The organism is Burkholderia sp. PAMC 26561 (assembly GCF_001557535.2).
Lineage (GTDB): Bacteria > Pseudomonadota > Gammaproteobacteria > Burkholderiales > Burkholderiaceae > Caballeronia.
In genome coordinates this window covers 751,880-767,169 of record NZ_CP014315.1, presented here as the reverse complement: position 1 = coordinate 767,169, position 15,290 = coordinate 751,880, and the positions used below count along the sequence as shown (strand labels likewise).

The 15,290-nt window shown below is 61.6% G+C and carries 14 protein-coding genes; 5 read left to right on the top strand and 9 right to left on the bottom strand.

The genetic code is table 11. The features are described 5' to 3' along the window. Positions 1-28: 28 nt before the first annotated feature. The gene (locus tag AXG89_RS38180; protein WP_075360306.1) at positions 29-928 is read right to left on the bottom strand and encodes a LysR family transcriptional regulator; all 900 of its coding nucleotides are present in this window, start codon (positions 926-928) and stop codon (positions 29-31) included. A 110-nt stretch (positions 929-1,038) separates the two neighbouring features. Between AXG89_RS38180 and AXG89_RS38175 the strand changes: the two genes are divergently transcribed. Next, positions 1,039-1,863, top strand: coding sequence for an SDR family oxidoreductase (locus AXG89_RS38175; protein WP_075360305.1), 825 nt, complete (start codon positions 1,039-1,041; stop codon positions 1,861-1,863). A 13-nt stretch (positions 1,864-1,876) separates the two neighbouring features. Here AXG89_RS38175 and AXG89_RS38170 read toward each other — a convergent pair whose 3' ends face one another. The 7 genes from AXG89_RS38170 to AXG89_RS38140 all read right to left on the bottom strand — a co-directional run bounded on the left by AXG89_RS38170 (position 1,877) and on the right by AXG89_RS38140 (position 10,212). Continuing rightward, positions 1,877-3,607 carry an IlvD/Edd family dehydratase gene (locus tag AXG89_RS38170; RefSeq protein ID WP_075360304.1) on the bottom strand — a complete coding sequence of 577 codons (1,731 nt, stop codon included), beginning with the start codon at positions 3,605-3,607 and terminating at the stop codon, positions 1,877-1,879. 4 nt (positions 3,608-3,611) lie between these two features. Then, positions 3,612-4,505 carry an amidohydrolase family protein gene (locus AXG89_RS38165; RefSeq protein WP_075360303.1) on the bottom strand — a complete coding sequence of 298 codons (894 nt, stop codon included), beginning with the start codon at positions 4,503-4,505 and terminating at the stop codon, positions 3,612-3,614. After that, positions 4,502-5,797 (bottom strand): MFS transporter, encoded by a 1,296-nt coding sequence (locus AXG89_RS38160; protein ID WP_075360302.1) that lies wholly within the window; start codon positions 5,795-5,797, stop codon positions 4,502-4,504. The genes AXG89_RS38165 and AXG89_RS38160 overlap by 4 nt, the downstream gene beginning before the upstream one ends. Positions 5,798-5,837: 40 nt before the next feature. After that, positions 5,838-6,827, bottom strand: coding sequence for an ABC transporter permease (locus AXG89_RS38155; RefSeq protein WP_205583117.1), 990 nt, complete (start codon positions 6,825-6,827; stop codon positions 5,838-5,840). Positions 6,828-6,844: 17 nt separating this feature from the next. Next, entirely contained in the window at positions 6,845-8,395 is a 1,551-nt protein-coding gene (locus AXG89_RS38150; protein ID WP_205583116.1) for a sugar ABC transporter ATP-binding protein, read from the bottom strand. Then, positions 8,377-9,345, bottom strand: a complete 969-nt coding sequence (locus AXG89_RS38145; protein WP_075360300.1) for a sugar-binding protein — start codon at positions 9,343-9,345, stop codon at positions 8,377-8,379. Before AXG89_RS38145 ends, AXG89_RS38150 begins: the two co-directional genes overlap by 19 nt. Positions 9,346-9,453: 108 nt before the next feature. Next, positions 9,454-10,212, bottom strand: coding sequence for an SDR family NAD(P)-dependent oxidoreductase (locus AXG89_RS38140; protein ID WP_075360299.1), 759 nt, complete (start codon positions 10,210-10,212; stop codon positions 9,454-9,456). 281 nt (positions 10,213-10,493) lie between these two features. Here AXG89_RS38140 and AXG89_RS38135 point away from each other — a divergent pair, with 281 nt between their 5' ends. Together AXG89_RS38135 and AXG89_RS38130 are read left to right on the top strand one after the other, a co-directional pair. Next, positions 10,494-11,186 (top strand): GntR family transcriptional regulator, encoded by a 693-nt coding sequence (locus tag AXG89_RS38135; RefSeq protein ID WP_075360298.1) that lies wholly within the window; start codon positions 10,494-10,496, stop codon positions 11,184-11,186. Positions 11,187-11,470: 284 nt separating this feature from the next. Then, positions 11,471-11,842: a hypothetical protein gene (locus tag AXG89_RS38130; RefSeq protein ID WP_119024806.1), complete on the top strand. Its 372-nt coding sequence runs from the start codon at positions 11,471-11,473 to the stop codon at positions 11,840-11,842. Here AXG89_RS38130 and AXG89_RS38125 read toward each other — a convergent pair. Next, a complete protein-coding gene (locus tag AXG89_RS38125; protein WP_236873691.1) occupies positions 11,819-12,778 on the bottom strand; it encodes an AraC family transcriptional regulator in 960 nt (319 codons plus the stop codon). The genes AXG89_RS38130 and AXG89_RS38125 overlap by 24 nt on opposite strands. Before the next feature lie 169 nt (positions 12,779-12,947). Between AXG89_RS38125 and AXG89_RS38120 the strand changes: the two genes are divergently transcribed. Beyond that, complete coding sequence (locus AXG89_RS38120) at positions 12,948-13,793, top strand: oxidoreductase (protein WP_075360295.1); 846 nt, start codon at positions 12,948-12,950, stop codon at positions 13,791-13,793. A gap of 240 nt (positions 13,794-14,033) precedes the next feature. Further along, entirely contained in the window at positions 14,034-15,278 is a 1,245-nt protein-coding gene (locus AXG89_RS38115) for a lactonase family protein (protein WP_075360294.1), read from the top strand. Positions 15,279-15,290: the final 12 nt, after the last annotated feature.

Genomic DNA, 15,290 nt, shown 5'->3' with positions numbered 1-15,290 from the left:
AACGGGCCGGGAATCCTCCGGCCCGCTTTCAAGCGTCGCCATTAACCTCCTTGAGCACATCGATAAAAGCCCGCAATCCGGCCGGCACGTGCCGATGTCCGGGATAGTACAAACACAACCCCGGAATGAACGGGCACCACTCTTGCAGCACGAGCACCAGCCGGCCATCGTCCAGCCAGTCACGTGCGGCTGCTTCCGGCACGTAGGCCAGGCCCAGTCCATCGGACGCGGCTTCGACCATCAGCCCGTTGTTATCCAGCGTGAGCGCGCCGGGAACATCGACCAGCACTTCCTCGCCGCGCCTTGCGAATTCCCATCGGTACCGCTTGCCACTCGGCAAGCGCTGCCGGATACAGGCGTGCTCGCGAAGGTCATCGGGTGTGATGAGCGGCTTTCGTCCCGCAAGATACGAGGGCGCCGCGACCACGACAAAACGCAAGTCGCCGCCAATGCGTACCGCCACCATGTCACGCGGCACCGACTCCTCTAGCCGCACACCGGCATCGAAACCCTGTTCCACGATGTCCACGAGCCGGCCCTCCACCACCAGATCCAGCGCCATGCCGGGAAAGCGTTCCAGAAAGCGCGGCACCGCGGCTTTCAGCAGGATCCTCGCAGCGCCCTCGTTGGCGTTGATCCGCAGCATGCCGCTCGGATTGCCGCGAGCATCGGCGACTGCGTCCAGCGCTTCATCGAGATCGCGCAGCACGGGCCCGATGCGCACCAGCAGCGCTTCACCGGCCTCCGTCGGCGCCACGCTGCGCGTGGTGCGATTGAGCAGGCGCACGCCCAACTGGCGCTCCAACGCAAGCATGGTGTGACTTAGCGATGACCGCGACACACCGAGCGCATCGGCGGCGCGGCGGAAACTCCGATGCGCCGCGACGGCGGAAAACGCAGTGAGATCGGCAAGCGTGGGTTTGGTCATTGGTGTCGATTTTTCACGGGGGCATGCACACTATAGCGACTTCTCTCACCAATCATCGGCACCTAGAATGGGTCTCAGGCAATCCGATCCGACGACTTTTGGGAGACACCATGACAAAGACCTGGCTTATCACCGGCACGTCCTCCGGCCTCGGCCGGCTGCTCGCCGAGCGCCTCCTCGCGCGAGGCGACACGGTCGTCGCAACGCTGCGCCGCGATGGCGCGCTCGACGACCTCAAGGAGCAATACAACGACCGCCTTCACGTACTGACGCTCGATGTCACCCATACCCGGGCGACCCGGACGTGCATTGCCGGGGCGTTCGAAGCCGCGGGCCGTATCGATGTCGTTGTGAGCAATGCGGGTTATGGTCTGTTCGGCGCAGGCGAAGAGGTGACCGACGAGCAGATCGACCGGCAAATCGCGACCAATCTCACCGGCTCGATTCAGGTCATCCGCGCGGCGCTGCCGCATCTTCGCGCCCAGGGCGGCGGCAGGATCGTCCAGGTTTCATCGGAGGGCGGACAGATCGCGTATCCGAACTTCAGCCTCTATCACACGACGAAATGGGGTATTGAAGGTTTCGTGGAGTCGGTGGCGAAGGAAGTGGCGCCGTTTGGCATCGACTTCGTGATCGTGGAGCCAGGACCGACGAGCACGCAGTTCGGCGCCGGGCTGGACCACGCCAAGCCCATGCCTGAGTACGAAAACACGCCGGCGGGCGATGTCCGGCGAGCGATCGCGACCAACAGCTTCGCGATTCGCGGCGACGCGGGCAAGACCGTCGACGCGATGATCGCCGCCGCCGACTCGGCGCACCCGCCCTTGCGCCTGACGCTGGGTGGCACGGCCTACGAGTCGATCCGCGCGGCGCTGACGGAACGGCTGAAGGCGCTTGAAGCACAGAAGGACATCGCCTACTCTGCAGACTCGTGAAGCTGGTCGATCATCACTCGATGGTCGGCGTCGATCCGGTGAAATGCTCCGCACGCAGGAAATCGAAATCCACGCCCTTGTCCGCCTGCGTCACCGTTTCCAGGAAGAGCTTCCGGTAGCCGCGCCCGGCTGTCGGCACGACGACGGGCTCATCGAGCGCGCGCTGCGCCAGTTCTTCCTCCGGGACGAGCAGCGATATCTCGCGATTCGCCACGCTCAGGCGGATCTGGTCGCCGTTGTGCACATGGGCAAGCGGCCCGCCGATCGCGGCCTCGGGCGTCACGTGCAACACGATCGTGCCGAACGCGGTGCCGCTCATGCGGCCATCGGAGATCCGGACGATGTCCTTCACCCCCGCCTTCGCCAGCTTTTTCGGAATCGGAATATAGCCCGCCTCCGGCATGCCCGGCGCGCCCTTCGGTCCGATGTTCTTGAGCACCAGGATGTCGTCGGCGGTGACATCGAGATCGTCGGAATCGATGCGCAGCGCCATGTCATCGGCGTTCTCGAAGACGACCGCGCGACCGGTGTGTTCCATGAGGTCCGGATGCGCCGCCGATTGCTTGATGATCGCACCGCCCGGCGCAAGATTCCCTTCGAGCACGGCAATGCCTCCCTGCGGATAGATCGGCCGTTCGCGCGTCTTCACGACGTCTTGCGCAAAGCCCGGTCCGCTGAGTTCGATTTCCTCGCCAAGCGTGCGGCCCGTGACGGTCAGCGCATCCAGCTTGAGCAGCGGCTTGAGTTCGCGCAGCAGCGTGGCCATGCCGCCGGCATGATGGAAGTCTTCCATGTAATGCTGCCCGGACGGCTTCAGGTCCACCAGGACGGGGGTATCGCGGCCCATCCGGTCGAGCGCCTTCAGGTCGACTTCGAGCCCGCAACGCCCGGCGATCGCCGTCAGATGGATGATGCCGTTCGTCGATCCGCCGATTGCAAGCAACACGCGCATTGCGTTATGAAATGCATCGGGCGTCAGGATCTTGTCGATGGTCAGCCGTTCATGCGCCATCTTCACGGCCTGCGCGCCACTTAGTTCCGCCACGCGCATGCGGTCGGCGGTAACGGCGGGCGGCGATGCACCGCCAGGCACGGTCATGCCCAAGGCCTCGGCAATGCACGCCATCGTGCTTGCGGTGCCCATCACCGAACAGGTCCCCACACTCGCGACGAGCTGGTTGTTGACATCGGCGATCTCCTGCTCGTCGATCTCTTCCGCGCGGAACTTGCCCCAGTAGCGGCGGCAATCCGTGCACGCGCCCACACGTTCGGAACGATGCGAACCCGTCAGCATGGATCCGGTGATCAGTTGAATGGCCGGGAGACCCGCCGATGCCGCGCCCATCAGTTGCGCCGGCACCGTCTTGTCGCAGCCGCCGATCATCACGACGGCGTCCATGGGTTGCGCGCGCAGCATTTCCTCGGTGTCCATCGACATGAGGTTGCGCAGGTACATGCTCGTCGGCGATGAAAAGCTTTCGTGGATGCTGATGGTCGGGAAGTCCATCGGCAGGCCGCCGGCCAGCATCACGCCGCGCTTGACCGCCTCGATCAGTTGCGGCGCGTTGCCATGGCATGGGTTGTACGCGCTGCCCGTATTGACGATGCCGACCACGGGGCGATCGAGCGCGCTGTCAGTGTAGCCGGCGCCTTTGATGAACGCCTTGCGCAGGAAGAGCGAGAAGCCGCTGTCGCCGTAGCTGGTCAGGCCTTTGCGAAGACCCGTAAAGGATTTTTCTGACATGGTTTTAGTGGTTAGCGAAGCCGTAGAGCTTGTGTGCGTTAGTGGTAAGAATCGCCGTGCGCACGGTGGGGTCCGGCGCCCAGAGCGCAAGCGTATCGAGCAATTGTGCGACGCTCGGCATGGTGGTCCAGGTCGCGACGTGCGGCCAGTCCGAACCCCACACGCAACGATCGGGCGCGGTATCGATCAGCGCCTGCGCGTAGCCGAGCGTGTCGGCATAGGGTGGTTCCCCGGCGCTCAGCCGGTATGCGCCCGAGACCTTGACCCAGGCGCCGTCGCGAACGAGTGCGAGCAGTTCGCGAAAGCCCGCCGATTCGGCGCCTTCGGACGTGGGGATGTGGCCCATGTGATCGACAACAATCGTCGATTGCAGCTTCCTGAACTGCGGCGCAATGGCCGGCAATTCCCGCGCGTCCAGCAGGAACTGCATGTGCCAGCCCCAGTCGCGCGCGAGGGCATCGTATTCGGCAAGCTGCGCGAGGCTCACGCCACCGCCGCCGTACAGCACGTTCAGGCGCAGGCCGACCGCGCCGGCGTCTTTCATCGATTGATAGTGTGCATCGGGAAGTCCGAGCGCCGGCACGACGACCCCACGCAAGCGTTCGGGATGCGCACGCAACGTGTCGAGCATCAGCGTGTTGTCCTGCCCGTGAACGCTCACCTGGATCAGCACGCCGTACTGCGAGCCGACGTCATCGAGCATCTTCAGATAAGCCTCGGGCGTGGCGGGTGGCGGCGTGTAAGCGCGATCCGGCATCCAGGGATGAGCCGGCGGTCCGCCGATCACGTGCGCGTGGGTATCGACCGCGCCGGCGGGCATCTCGAACGCCGATGCCCGCGGCTGGACCGGCGCGGGTCCCGGACAAAGCGGCGCGTTGCTTGCTTCGGTAGCCGTCATTTGATGTCATCCAGTTGAATGCCGCGCGTCTCGGGAAGCAGCGCCGCGCTCAAGAGGAGCAGCGCGTAAGCCACCACGGCAAAGATCGCGATGGCGGTCGCAAGTCCGAAGCGTACCGAAAACGCGCCGACAAGCGCAGGGAAAAGCGCGCCCATGCCCCGGCCGAAGTTGTAGCAGAAGCCCTGGCCGGAACCGCGCAGCCGGGTCGGATAAAGTTCTGAGAGAAACGATCCCACGCCCGCAAGATAACCGCTGGAGAAGAACCCCAGCGGAAAACCGAGCCAGCGGATCGCTTCGTTGCTGATCGTGAACTGCGTGTAGGCGAGCACCACGATGATCGCCGCTATCGAAAACGACACGAAGAGTTTCTTGCGTCCGAAACGGTCCGCCATCCACGCGCCGAACAGATAACCGAAAAAACTTCCGGTAATCAGGAAGCCCAGATAGCCGGTCGAATTGATGACGGTCAAATGCCGCTCGGTCTTGAGGAAAGTCGGAATCCACGTCGATATGGCGTAATAACCGCCCTGGCATCCCATCATGAAAACCGATCCGAGGATCGTCGTTTTCAGCGTGCCAGGACGAAAGATCTCCCAGAGCGACGGTGCATCGCCATCGATTGCGCGTTGTTTTCGGGCGCGGTCGGCAATCTCGGGTTCCCTGACATGCCGCCGCGCATAGACCAGCAGCAGCGCAGGCAGCACGCCGAATGCGAACATGGCGCGCCAGGCGGTTTCGGGCGGGAAGACCGAGAACATTACCGCTTGCAACAGAACCGCCGCGCCCCAGCCCACCGCCCACGCCGATTGCACCACGCCTACCGCGCGGCCCCGGAATTGCGGCCGGATCGTTTCGCCGATCAGCACGGCGCCCGCCGCCCATTCACCGCCAAAACCGAAACCGAGAATGGCCCGTGCGATCATCAACTGGTCGAAGTTCTGCACGAACGCGCACGCAATACTGAAGATGCAGAACCACGCAACGGTGATCTGCAGCGTCTTCACGCGGCCGATCCTGTCGGCGAGATAACCCGCAAGCCAGCCGCCGATAGCCGATGTCAGCAGCGTACCTGTCACCGCCAGGCCCGCAATGCCGGTATCGACTTTCCACAACGTCATGATGGTGCCGATCACGAGCGGATAGATCATGAAGTCGAGCGCGTCCAGCCCCCAGCCGGTAAAGCATGTCCAGAAGGTGCGCCGCTCCTGCGTGGTCAGTTCCTTGTAGAACGCGGCGAGACCGGTGTCGTCGCGTTTGTCCGGGTTCAGTGGTCTTGGTGGTGTCTGGCTCATGCCGTGGGTATCCGTGTGATCGTACGTGCCGCAAAGCGTGTCACGCCTTCACGGTTACTTGTTGTTCCGCCGGTGGACGCAACGCCGCGCGCCGTTGCCGCAGCGCTTTCAACTGGCCATCGATCAGCACGCCGAGCACGATCACGCCGCCCATGACGGCAAAATTCAGCGACGACGGAATCCCCAGCAGGTTGACGAGATTCTGCAGGATCTGCAGCAGCACCGCACCGAGCGCAATCCCGAGTATCGAACCCTCGCCGCCGCGCAGCGAGCAGCCGCCCAGCACCGCGGCAGCGATCGCATAAAGCTCGTAGAACGTTCCATGCGACGCGGGCGCAACGGAGCGCGTGTACATGGCGAAGTAGACGGACGAGATGCCCGCGAGTCCCGAGCAGATCACGTACGACGCAATCACCACCGCCCGCGTGTTGATGCCCGAATAACGCGCCGCCTCTTCGTTCTTCCCGACCGCGAAAAGGTAACGGCCGAACACCGACTTGTGCAGGACCACGGCCATGATCGCCGCAATCACCACGAACGCGATAAAGCTGTTCGGCACGCCCCAGATATGACCCGTCGTCAGCCGTTCCAGCGCCGGGAAGGTCTGGCCGAACTCGAAGCCGGCGGTGCCGTCATCAGTGTAATAACGCGCCGCGCCGCGATAGATCAGCAAGCCGCAAAGCGTGACCACGAACGGCTGCATGCGCAGCTTTGTCACGAGGAAACCGTGGACCAGCCCGATCACCAGTCCCGCGACGACCATCAGCACGGTGGCGACGATCCAGTTCACGCCATCGGTTGAAAGAAGCGTCATGAAGATCACGCCGAGCAGCGCGAACACCGATCCGATCGACAAATCGATGCCGCCCGTGATGATCACGAATCCCTCGCCGATCGCAAACAACCCGAACAAGCCGATGAGGTTCGCCGTGTTCGAAAGATTCGCCGGCGAGATGAAACGCGGGTTGATGATCGCCACGATCGTGCCGACGACCAGGATGAGCACGAGTAGGCCCAAGTCTTTCTTCAAAATGATGTCTGCCTGTTTTAATGAACCGTCTGGACCGTTTCGCCGACGGCGAGATGCATGATGCTCGCTTCGCTGAGCGCGTCCCGTCCGAGAATGCCGGCGATGGCGCCCTCGTGCATGACCGCCACGCGATCGCTGACGCCGATCACCTCTTCCATGTCGCTCGATATCATCAGGATCGCCACGCCCCGGTCAGCGAGCTTGCGCATCAAAGCGTAGATTTCGCTCTTTGAGCCGGCGTCGACACCGCGTGTGGGCTCGTCGAAGATGACGAGTTTCGGCTGCATGCACAGCCACTTGCCGAGCACCACCTTCTGCTGGTTGCCTCCGGACAGCGCGCCCGCGTGAACATCCACGGAAGGCGCCTTGATGCGCAGCGACTTCTGCTGTTCTTCTGCCACGCGCTGCACGTTGCGGGTATCGACGAGATTGCCGCGTGAGACTGCAGGCAAGCTCGCAAGCACGATGTTTTCAGCGATGCTGCTGTCCAGGATCAGCCCGGAATGCTTGCGGTCCTCCGGGATCAGATAGATGCCGAGCCTGATTGCATCTCGCGGAGAGCGGATCACGACAGTCTTGCCGTTCAGACGCAGCGCGCCGCCCGCCGGCTTGTCGATACCGAAGATCGCGCGCGCCAGTTCCGTGCGTCCCGATCCGATCAGCCCTGCAAGGCCGAGGATTTCGCCGCCTCGCAAAGCAACCGTCACCGGTTGCGCGGGATAAGCCGGCGTTGCAAACGCTTCGAGTTCCAGGACGGGTGCGCGCGGCGCGGTTTCCGGCGGCGTGTAGAGCGTGTTGAGACTGCGCCCGATCATGAGCCGGATCATTGCGTCGTGCCGGATCTCCGCACGATCGAGGCTGCCCACGAGCGCGCCATCGCGCAGCGCGACCACGCGGTCCGCGCACTGCTCGATTTCGGACAGGCGGTGCGTGATGAAGATGATCGCCACGCCGCTTTTCTTGAGATCGCCGACGATATCCAGCAATCGCGACGTCTCGGACGTGGTGAGACTCGACGTCGGCTCATCCATGATGATGAGCTTTGCATCGAGCGACAGCGCCTTGACGATCTCCAGCATCTGGCACTGGGCAATCGACAGATCCGCCACCGGCGTGCTCGCCGAAAAATCGCAGCCAAGCCGCTTCAGGAGCGGCGTGACGCGGGCATGCAGAACCTTGTTGTCCACGAGCCGCAACGGGCCGCCATAGCGCGGTTCACGGCCGATAAAAACATTCGCTGCCACATCGAGGTTCTCGAACAGGTTGAGTTCCTGATGCACGAACGCGATACCCGCGCCGAGCGACTGCGGCACGCTCAGCGCGGCATGTTCGCGCCCTTCTATGGTGATCGTGCCGCTCGTGGGTTCGATCACACCGCCGAGCACTTTCATCAGCGTGGACTTGCCCGCGCCGTTTTCGCCGATCAGGCCCACGACCTCGCCGGCATCGACGTGAAAGCTCACGCCCTTCAGCGCCTGCACCGCGCCATAGGTCTTGGCGATAGCCTTCAGCGACAGCAACGGCGCGCGAGATGGCAGCGGCTCGCTCATCACTTCTTCGCCATCCACGTCTTGATCTGCGCAATGAAACCATCGACATTCGATTTGTCGATGATCTGCGTCGGCACGATGATCTTGTGATCCTTGGGGATGAACGACTTGTCGCCTTCCAGGTAGCGCGCCATGTACTTCATGCCGAGGTAGCCCCATTGATACGGCTGCTGCACCACGGTTCCCGCCACCACGCCTTGCTTGATGCCGTTGAGCGTGCCCTGGTCGTTGTCGAAGCCCACCACCGTCACCTGACCGGCGCGGCCGGATTGCTGCAAGGCCAGCTCGATCTGCGGCGTGTTGTACGCAAAAATGCCGATCATGCAGTTGACGTCCTTGCGCGCGGTCAGGATATCGGCCGCATTGCTTTGCGCCCGCGCCTGATCCATCTCGTCGGAGCGCACGCTGTCGATCGTGATCTTCGTATTCTGCAGCCCTTCCTTCATTCCCTTGATGCGCTGCACGGCAAGGTCGGCGCCCGGCAAGCCCGCGAACGCCACGCACTTGCCGCCGTTCGGCATGGCCTTCGTCAGGATTTGCGCCGCCTGCTTGCCCGCATCGAAATTGCTCGATCCCAGATAAAACGCGCGCTTCGTGTCGGGCGCGTCGCCATCGGTCGTGGCGAGCAGCGTCTGGCCCGCCACTTTATTCAGCTCCTCTGTCTGGGTCTTGGGGTCCACCGAACTCAGGATGATGCCGGCCGCGCCGTTGGCAACGAGGTCATCCAGCAAGCGATTCTGAACCGCCGCCGACGACTGTTCCGGATACTTCATTTCGATTATGTAGTTCGGCAATTCGGCCTGGGCTTTGCGCATGCCGGCTTCGGCGAGCTTCCAGAAATCCACCGCCCCGTTGGCGACGAAGTAGAGATGTTTTTTATCGGCGGCGTGCGCTGACGTTGCAGCTGAAGTTACTGCCGAGACGAGCAACGCTGCGCTCAGCGCGGCTACGGACCACTTTCGGGACATGACTATCTCCTGTCATCCCTCCTGGCGAGGGAAACATATGTTGTTTTCGACGAGTTCTTGAAAAACTTCGGGGTGGTGAAACCAGCCAGCAATAACGCTTCGGTTTCCTTACGAGTTGAACGCACCTCCATCCGCAAGCAGGGCCTGCGCATTGACGTACGAGGATTCATCGGAGGCAAGGAAGACAAAGAGCGGCGCGATCTCGGCTGGCCGGCCCTGGCGGCCAAGCGGAACGAAGGTCGCGACCTTGTCGTCCTGGGTCGCGCGTCCGCCCATGAATCCGACGATCGGGTCGTTGAACGCGGTATCGACCCACCCGGGGCAGATCGTATTCACTCGAATGTTCGATGGCGCCAGTTCCAGTGCGAGCGTGGTGCCAAACGCGATCACTGCGCCCTTGGACGCCGAGTACACGGTGAGTCCGGGCTGGCCGCGTTTGCCGGCAAGCGAAGCCGTATTGATGATCGAGCCGCCGCCCGACTGGCGCAGATGCGGCACCGCATGCTTCGCGCCGAAAAAGAGCCCTCGCACGTTCACGGCGAAGACGCGGTCGAATGCGGCGGCATCGAGCGCCGTGATATCGCCCGACGTCATCACGCCCGCGTTTTGCGCCAGGACGTCGAGGCCGCCGAGCCACGCGGCGCCGTCATTGATGAAGTCCGCGACGCTTTCCTCGCGCGAGACGTCCACGGCAATGAACCGCACGTTCGCGCCGAGTTCGGCTGCAACGGCGCTGCCGCGCTCGGCGTCGATATCGCCAATCACGACTTTCGCACCTTCCAAAAGGAACGCTTCGACCGCCGCTTTCCCGATGTTGTTGACCGCACCCGTGATGATGATGCGCTTGCTGCTCAGCCGCTGTTTCACGCGCCTGTCTCCGTTGTTTGAGCAATGGTCCCGCGCCGGCGCCTTGACCGTGCGGGGTTTGGCGAACCGGGGAATGAGCGGCGTGCGCTTCAAAAATCCGCTTCAACATGGTTCGACGCGACCAGTCTCGTTTTCTTTGACTAGATTGTCAATGATCTTGTTGACGTATAATTCGACGGTGCTGAGTGATAACGTTTGCCTGAAGGAATGACGCCTGCAGCTAGAATTGCGAACATCGGACGCAACGCCTTTTCAACCTTCAAACGGAACACAGGTTTTAGATGACAGACACGACTACTCGAAAACCATCGACGAATCAGGTTCAAGAGATCGTGAAAGCGCTCGAAGAGCAGATCGTGCTCGGCTGGCTGATGCCGCGCCAGCGTCTGCTCGAGGAAAAGCTGAGCGCCCAGTTCGATTGCAAGAAGCACGTGATTCGCGAAGCCATCTTCGAGCTCGAACGCATGGGACTGGTCGAGCACATTGCGAACAAGGGCGCGACCGTGCGTCTTCTCAGCCCGGCAGAAATCCGCCAAATTTATTCGGTGCGCGAGGCGCTCGAGATGCTCGCCGCTCAGCAGATTCCCCTGCCCGGCTCGCCGGAGTTCGTGGCGGAACTGACGCGGATCCAGACCGAACACACGCAGGCAGTTGAAGCGAAGGACTATCGCGCGGCATTTCACGCGAACATGGCGTTTCACGATTGCCTGTTCTCGGCATGCGGCAATCCGTATCTTGCGGAGATGATCCGCAGCTCGGCGCAGAAGGTGCATGGCGCGCGGTTCTATACGTCCGCAAGCCAACCGCATCTGATGAATGCGCGCGATGAACATTGGGCCATGATCCGTGCAATCGAAAGCGGCAGCCGCGAGAATCTCGTGACGCTGTGCCGAAGCCATATCGGGCCATCGCTCGATACGTACCTGAACGCGGTGCGTGGATTGTTCGAGACAGCGCCGCCGGGCGCGCGCTAAAAAACCGGCAGCAACCGCTTCGCAACAAACCAGCCAAGACCACGCGCCGGCGCTCGATAGCGCCTGCCGACATCCCGTACTTCCCTCGAAAAAATTTCCAGAATTTATTGACCCTGCGCGGAATAAATCCGCAGCCCCAATCGTATTGCCATGCAGTCGTCAAATGCTAACGCGAATCATTTGACATTGCGTCCGGCAAAAAGTCACACGATCCATCGCTGCGCTCCGGCATATTCGCAATCAAAAAAGTGGGTGTAATAAATATGAAATCAAATCGAAACTCCTTGAGAGCCGGCCTTCTCGTGCTTGCCGGTGCAGCGCAGATCGATCGGGCCATCGCGCAACAAGGGCCGGCCGTGTCTGAAGACGCGATCCTGCCGCCGATCGAGATCCGGGGCAGCGCTCCTTCGAGCTATAGCCCTTTCGGCGGCGACAATACAATAAGTAATCCAAATCAAATCAGCTCGGCAAGCAAGACTGGTACGAAACTGAAAGATCTGCCATGGAATGCACAAGTCATCCCGCGCGCAGTGCTGTCCGAACAGGGCGCGACCATGCTTCGCGAAGGCGTGAGCAACGCAAGCGGCGTCAACGTCGGCGGCCAGGACACGAAAGGCTATTACGACCACTTCCTAATGCGACGAGACAAAGATTGAAGACGGCAGCGGGTCGGGCATCGCGAAGTTCTGCTTCATGCGCGCGACCTCCTCATGCGGACTGCTTCCGAACAGCCGCTTGAATTCCCGGCTGAACTGCGATGCACTTTCGTAACCCACGCTCGCCGCCGCACCCGCCGCCGTCATGCCATTGCGCGCCATCAGCAAGCGCGCCTGATGCAACCGTGTCGACTTGATGTACTGGATCGGCGATGAATCCGTGACGCTCTTGAAGTGCGCGTGAAACGTCGCGATACTCATGTTCGCTTCCCCCGCAAGATCCTCGACGGTCAGCGCCTGAGCAAACGAAGCGTGAATCTTGCGGATTGCCCGCGAGATCTTGCCGAAGTGTCCCTGACGGCTCAGCGCGGCGCGCATGGAACCTCCCTGCTGTCCGATAAACACGCGAAAATAAAGCTCTCGCACAATCAACGGTCCGATCACTTGCGCCTCAAGCGGATCGCGCATGGCATGCAAAAGACGCAGGACGGTACGCGCCAACGGAAGATCGAGTGGCGTGGTCGCCATGCCGGCCGGTTCGGACGACGACACCGCGTCGAGCTCTTCAAGTTGCAGCATCAGTTCGGCCGCGAGGCTGAAATCGAGACGCAGATAAATAGCGAGCAGCGGCTCTTCTGCGCTCGCTTCGGTTTCCATTGAAAACGGCAAGGGAACGGAGACGACCAGATACTGATTCGCGTCGTACAGGTAAACGTCGTCGCCGAGATAACCCCGTTTGCGCCCTTGGCACACGATCACGATGCCGGGATCGTAAAGCACCGGCGTGCGCGTCAACGGCCGGTTCGACCTGAGAAAGCGCACGTCGGGCAGCGCACACAGGCTATAGCCTTCGACCGGCGCGAGTTCGAGCAAGAGCGCATTGGTCTCGCGACGCAATGCGTCCATGGGATCAGTGGAATCTGATAAGTCGGTCATGGCGTCGTATTTGGGATCGAGCGAAGCCTCACCTTGCACCGGCCGATGTGTCGAGTCCAGAGGATCATAGGATCAGGCAAGCCTTTCAGACTATCGAACATAGCCCGCGGTGGGCATGGAAACTACTATTTGATCGTTCCTTTCACACAACACAACCCTGGATACGACCATGACTGAAACCACCAAGAAAATCTTCCTGATCACCGGAGTCAGTTCGGGCTTCGGACTGGCGTTCGCACGCGCTGCGCTCGATGCCGGCCACACCGTTGTAGGCACCGTGAGGGACAGCGTCGCGGCCAACGCCTTCAAACGGATGGCTCAGGACCGCGCGCACCCCCTGCTGCTCGACGTCACCGATTTCGCGGCAATCGAACCTGCCGTGCGATCGGTCGAGACAGACATTGGTCCTGTCGATGTCCTTATCAATAACGCAGGTTACGGTCACGAAGGCACGCTCGAAGAATCGCCGCTCGAGGACATGCGCCGTCAGTTCGACGTCAACGTGTTTGGCGCCGTAGCGATGATCAAGGCGATCGTACCGTCCATGCGCAAACGCAGGGCGGGCCACATCATCAACGTCACGTCGATGGGTGGTTTCATCACCATGCCCGGCATTTCGTACTACTGCGGCAGCAAGTTCGCGCTCGAAGGAATTTCGGAAACCTTGTCCAAGGAGTTGAAGGGCTTTGGCATTCACGTCACCGCCGTGGCGCCCGGATCGTTTCGCACCGACTGGGCAGGACGTTCGATGGTGCGCGCGGGCCGCAGTATCGACGATTACGATGCGTTGTTCGAACCCATCCGCCGCGCCCGCGAGGAAAAAAGCGGCAAGCAGGCGGGGGACCCGGCCAAGGCTGCGCAGGCGCTGCTGAAGATCATTGCTTCGCCGAATCCGCCGGTCCATCTGCTGCTCGGCAATGACGCGTTGAAGTTCGTCAGAGAAAAGTTGTCTTCCCTCGCCGATGAAATCAGCGAGTGGGAAGCGGTGTCGAGCTCAACCGACTGCGCGGATTAGTCCATCCGCGAGAGCGGCGGCGCAAGGCCGTCGCCCTACTAGAAACGATTCGCCCGGATCAGAGTACAGGCAAGACCTCCTGGCAACCGCATCGCCTTTCTGAGTGCTTGCAACGCTATCCCTCTTCCCCACGAAGCCACCGGAAGCTGTCACCATACGGCTCAACTTCGTTGTCCCATGCGTCACGAAGGAATTCAGAGGACAAGTCGATCCGCAGGCAAATCACTTTGGAGGAGAACAATGAGTCATTCCCGCGATACACACAAAGGTGTATCGGCTGGCCGCCGTGCCTGGCTCAAGCAGGCCGGCACGATTGCGGTTGCATCGAGGCTCGGCGGACTGGCCTGGAGCGCGAACGCCCAGGCCGCGACGCACGATGGCAAGACGTTGTATGCCTTTGTCGGCACCTATACGCCGAATGGCCTCGGTATTCATCGCTTCAAGGTCGATACACAAAACGGCAAGCTCGAAGCGCTCGAACCGCTTCGCGGTCCTCAGAACCCGAGTGCGTTTGTTCTCGATCACGCCCAACGCGTGCTGTTCACGGTCAGTGAAATCAAGGACTACAACGGCACCAAAGATGGTTCGGTTTCGGCCTACGCCATAGAACCCGGAACGGGTGCGCTCCGCCTGATCAACATGGTGGATTCGCAGGGCGCGGGACCTGTGTATTTGAGCCTGCATCCGAACGGCCGCTTTCTGATGGTCGCGAATTACAACAGCGGCAGCATCGCGGTGTTCCCCGTGGGCCGCGACGGCACGCTCAGCGATGCCTGCAGCGTGCAACGGCCAGAGGCGCCGCCGGGCGCGCAGCATGCAGCCGAAGGTGCGCCGGGAAGCTTTGCGGTCAGTGACCACGACGGTTCGCATGCCCATACGATCGTGCCGTCGCCGGATGGCCGGTACGTGATCTCGACTGACCTGGGTGTGGATAGAACCTATGTCTGGAAGTTCGATGATGCAACCGGTGCGCTGTCACCGAACGATCCGCCTTTCGTTGCGGCGTCGGCGGGCGCGGGGTCGCGGCACGTCGTGTTTCATCCGAGTGGGAAGTACATGTATGAGGTTACCGAGGAAGCATCGACGCTCGTCAGCTACGCTTACGACGCCGAGCGCGGAACGCTGACGCAATTCCAGTCGGTATCGACGTTGCCCGATGCGTATCAGGGCACGAGCTTTGCGTCGGAGATCATACTTTCCGGCGACGGACGCTTTATCTACGTTGCAAACCGCCTGCATGACACGATCGTCCAGTTCCGCGTGGGAGCGAATGGCCGGCTGACGCGCATTGGCGAGATCCCAACGGAAGGCGACTACACGCGCGTGATCAGATTCGATCCGTCGGGACGGTTCCTCTATTCGCTCAATCAACGCAGCGATCACATCGCGATTTTTGCCGTCGATAAACCCAGCGGCAAGCTTCGTTTCACCGGTACTTATGTTGCGGTGGGCAGTCCTGCCGATATCGCTTTCGCGGCGGCTTAGGCCGTCTTTGGC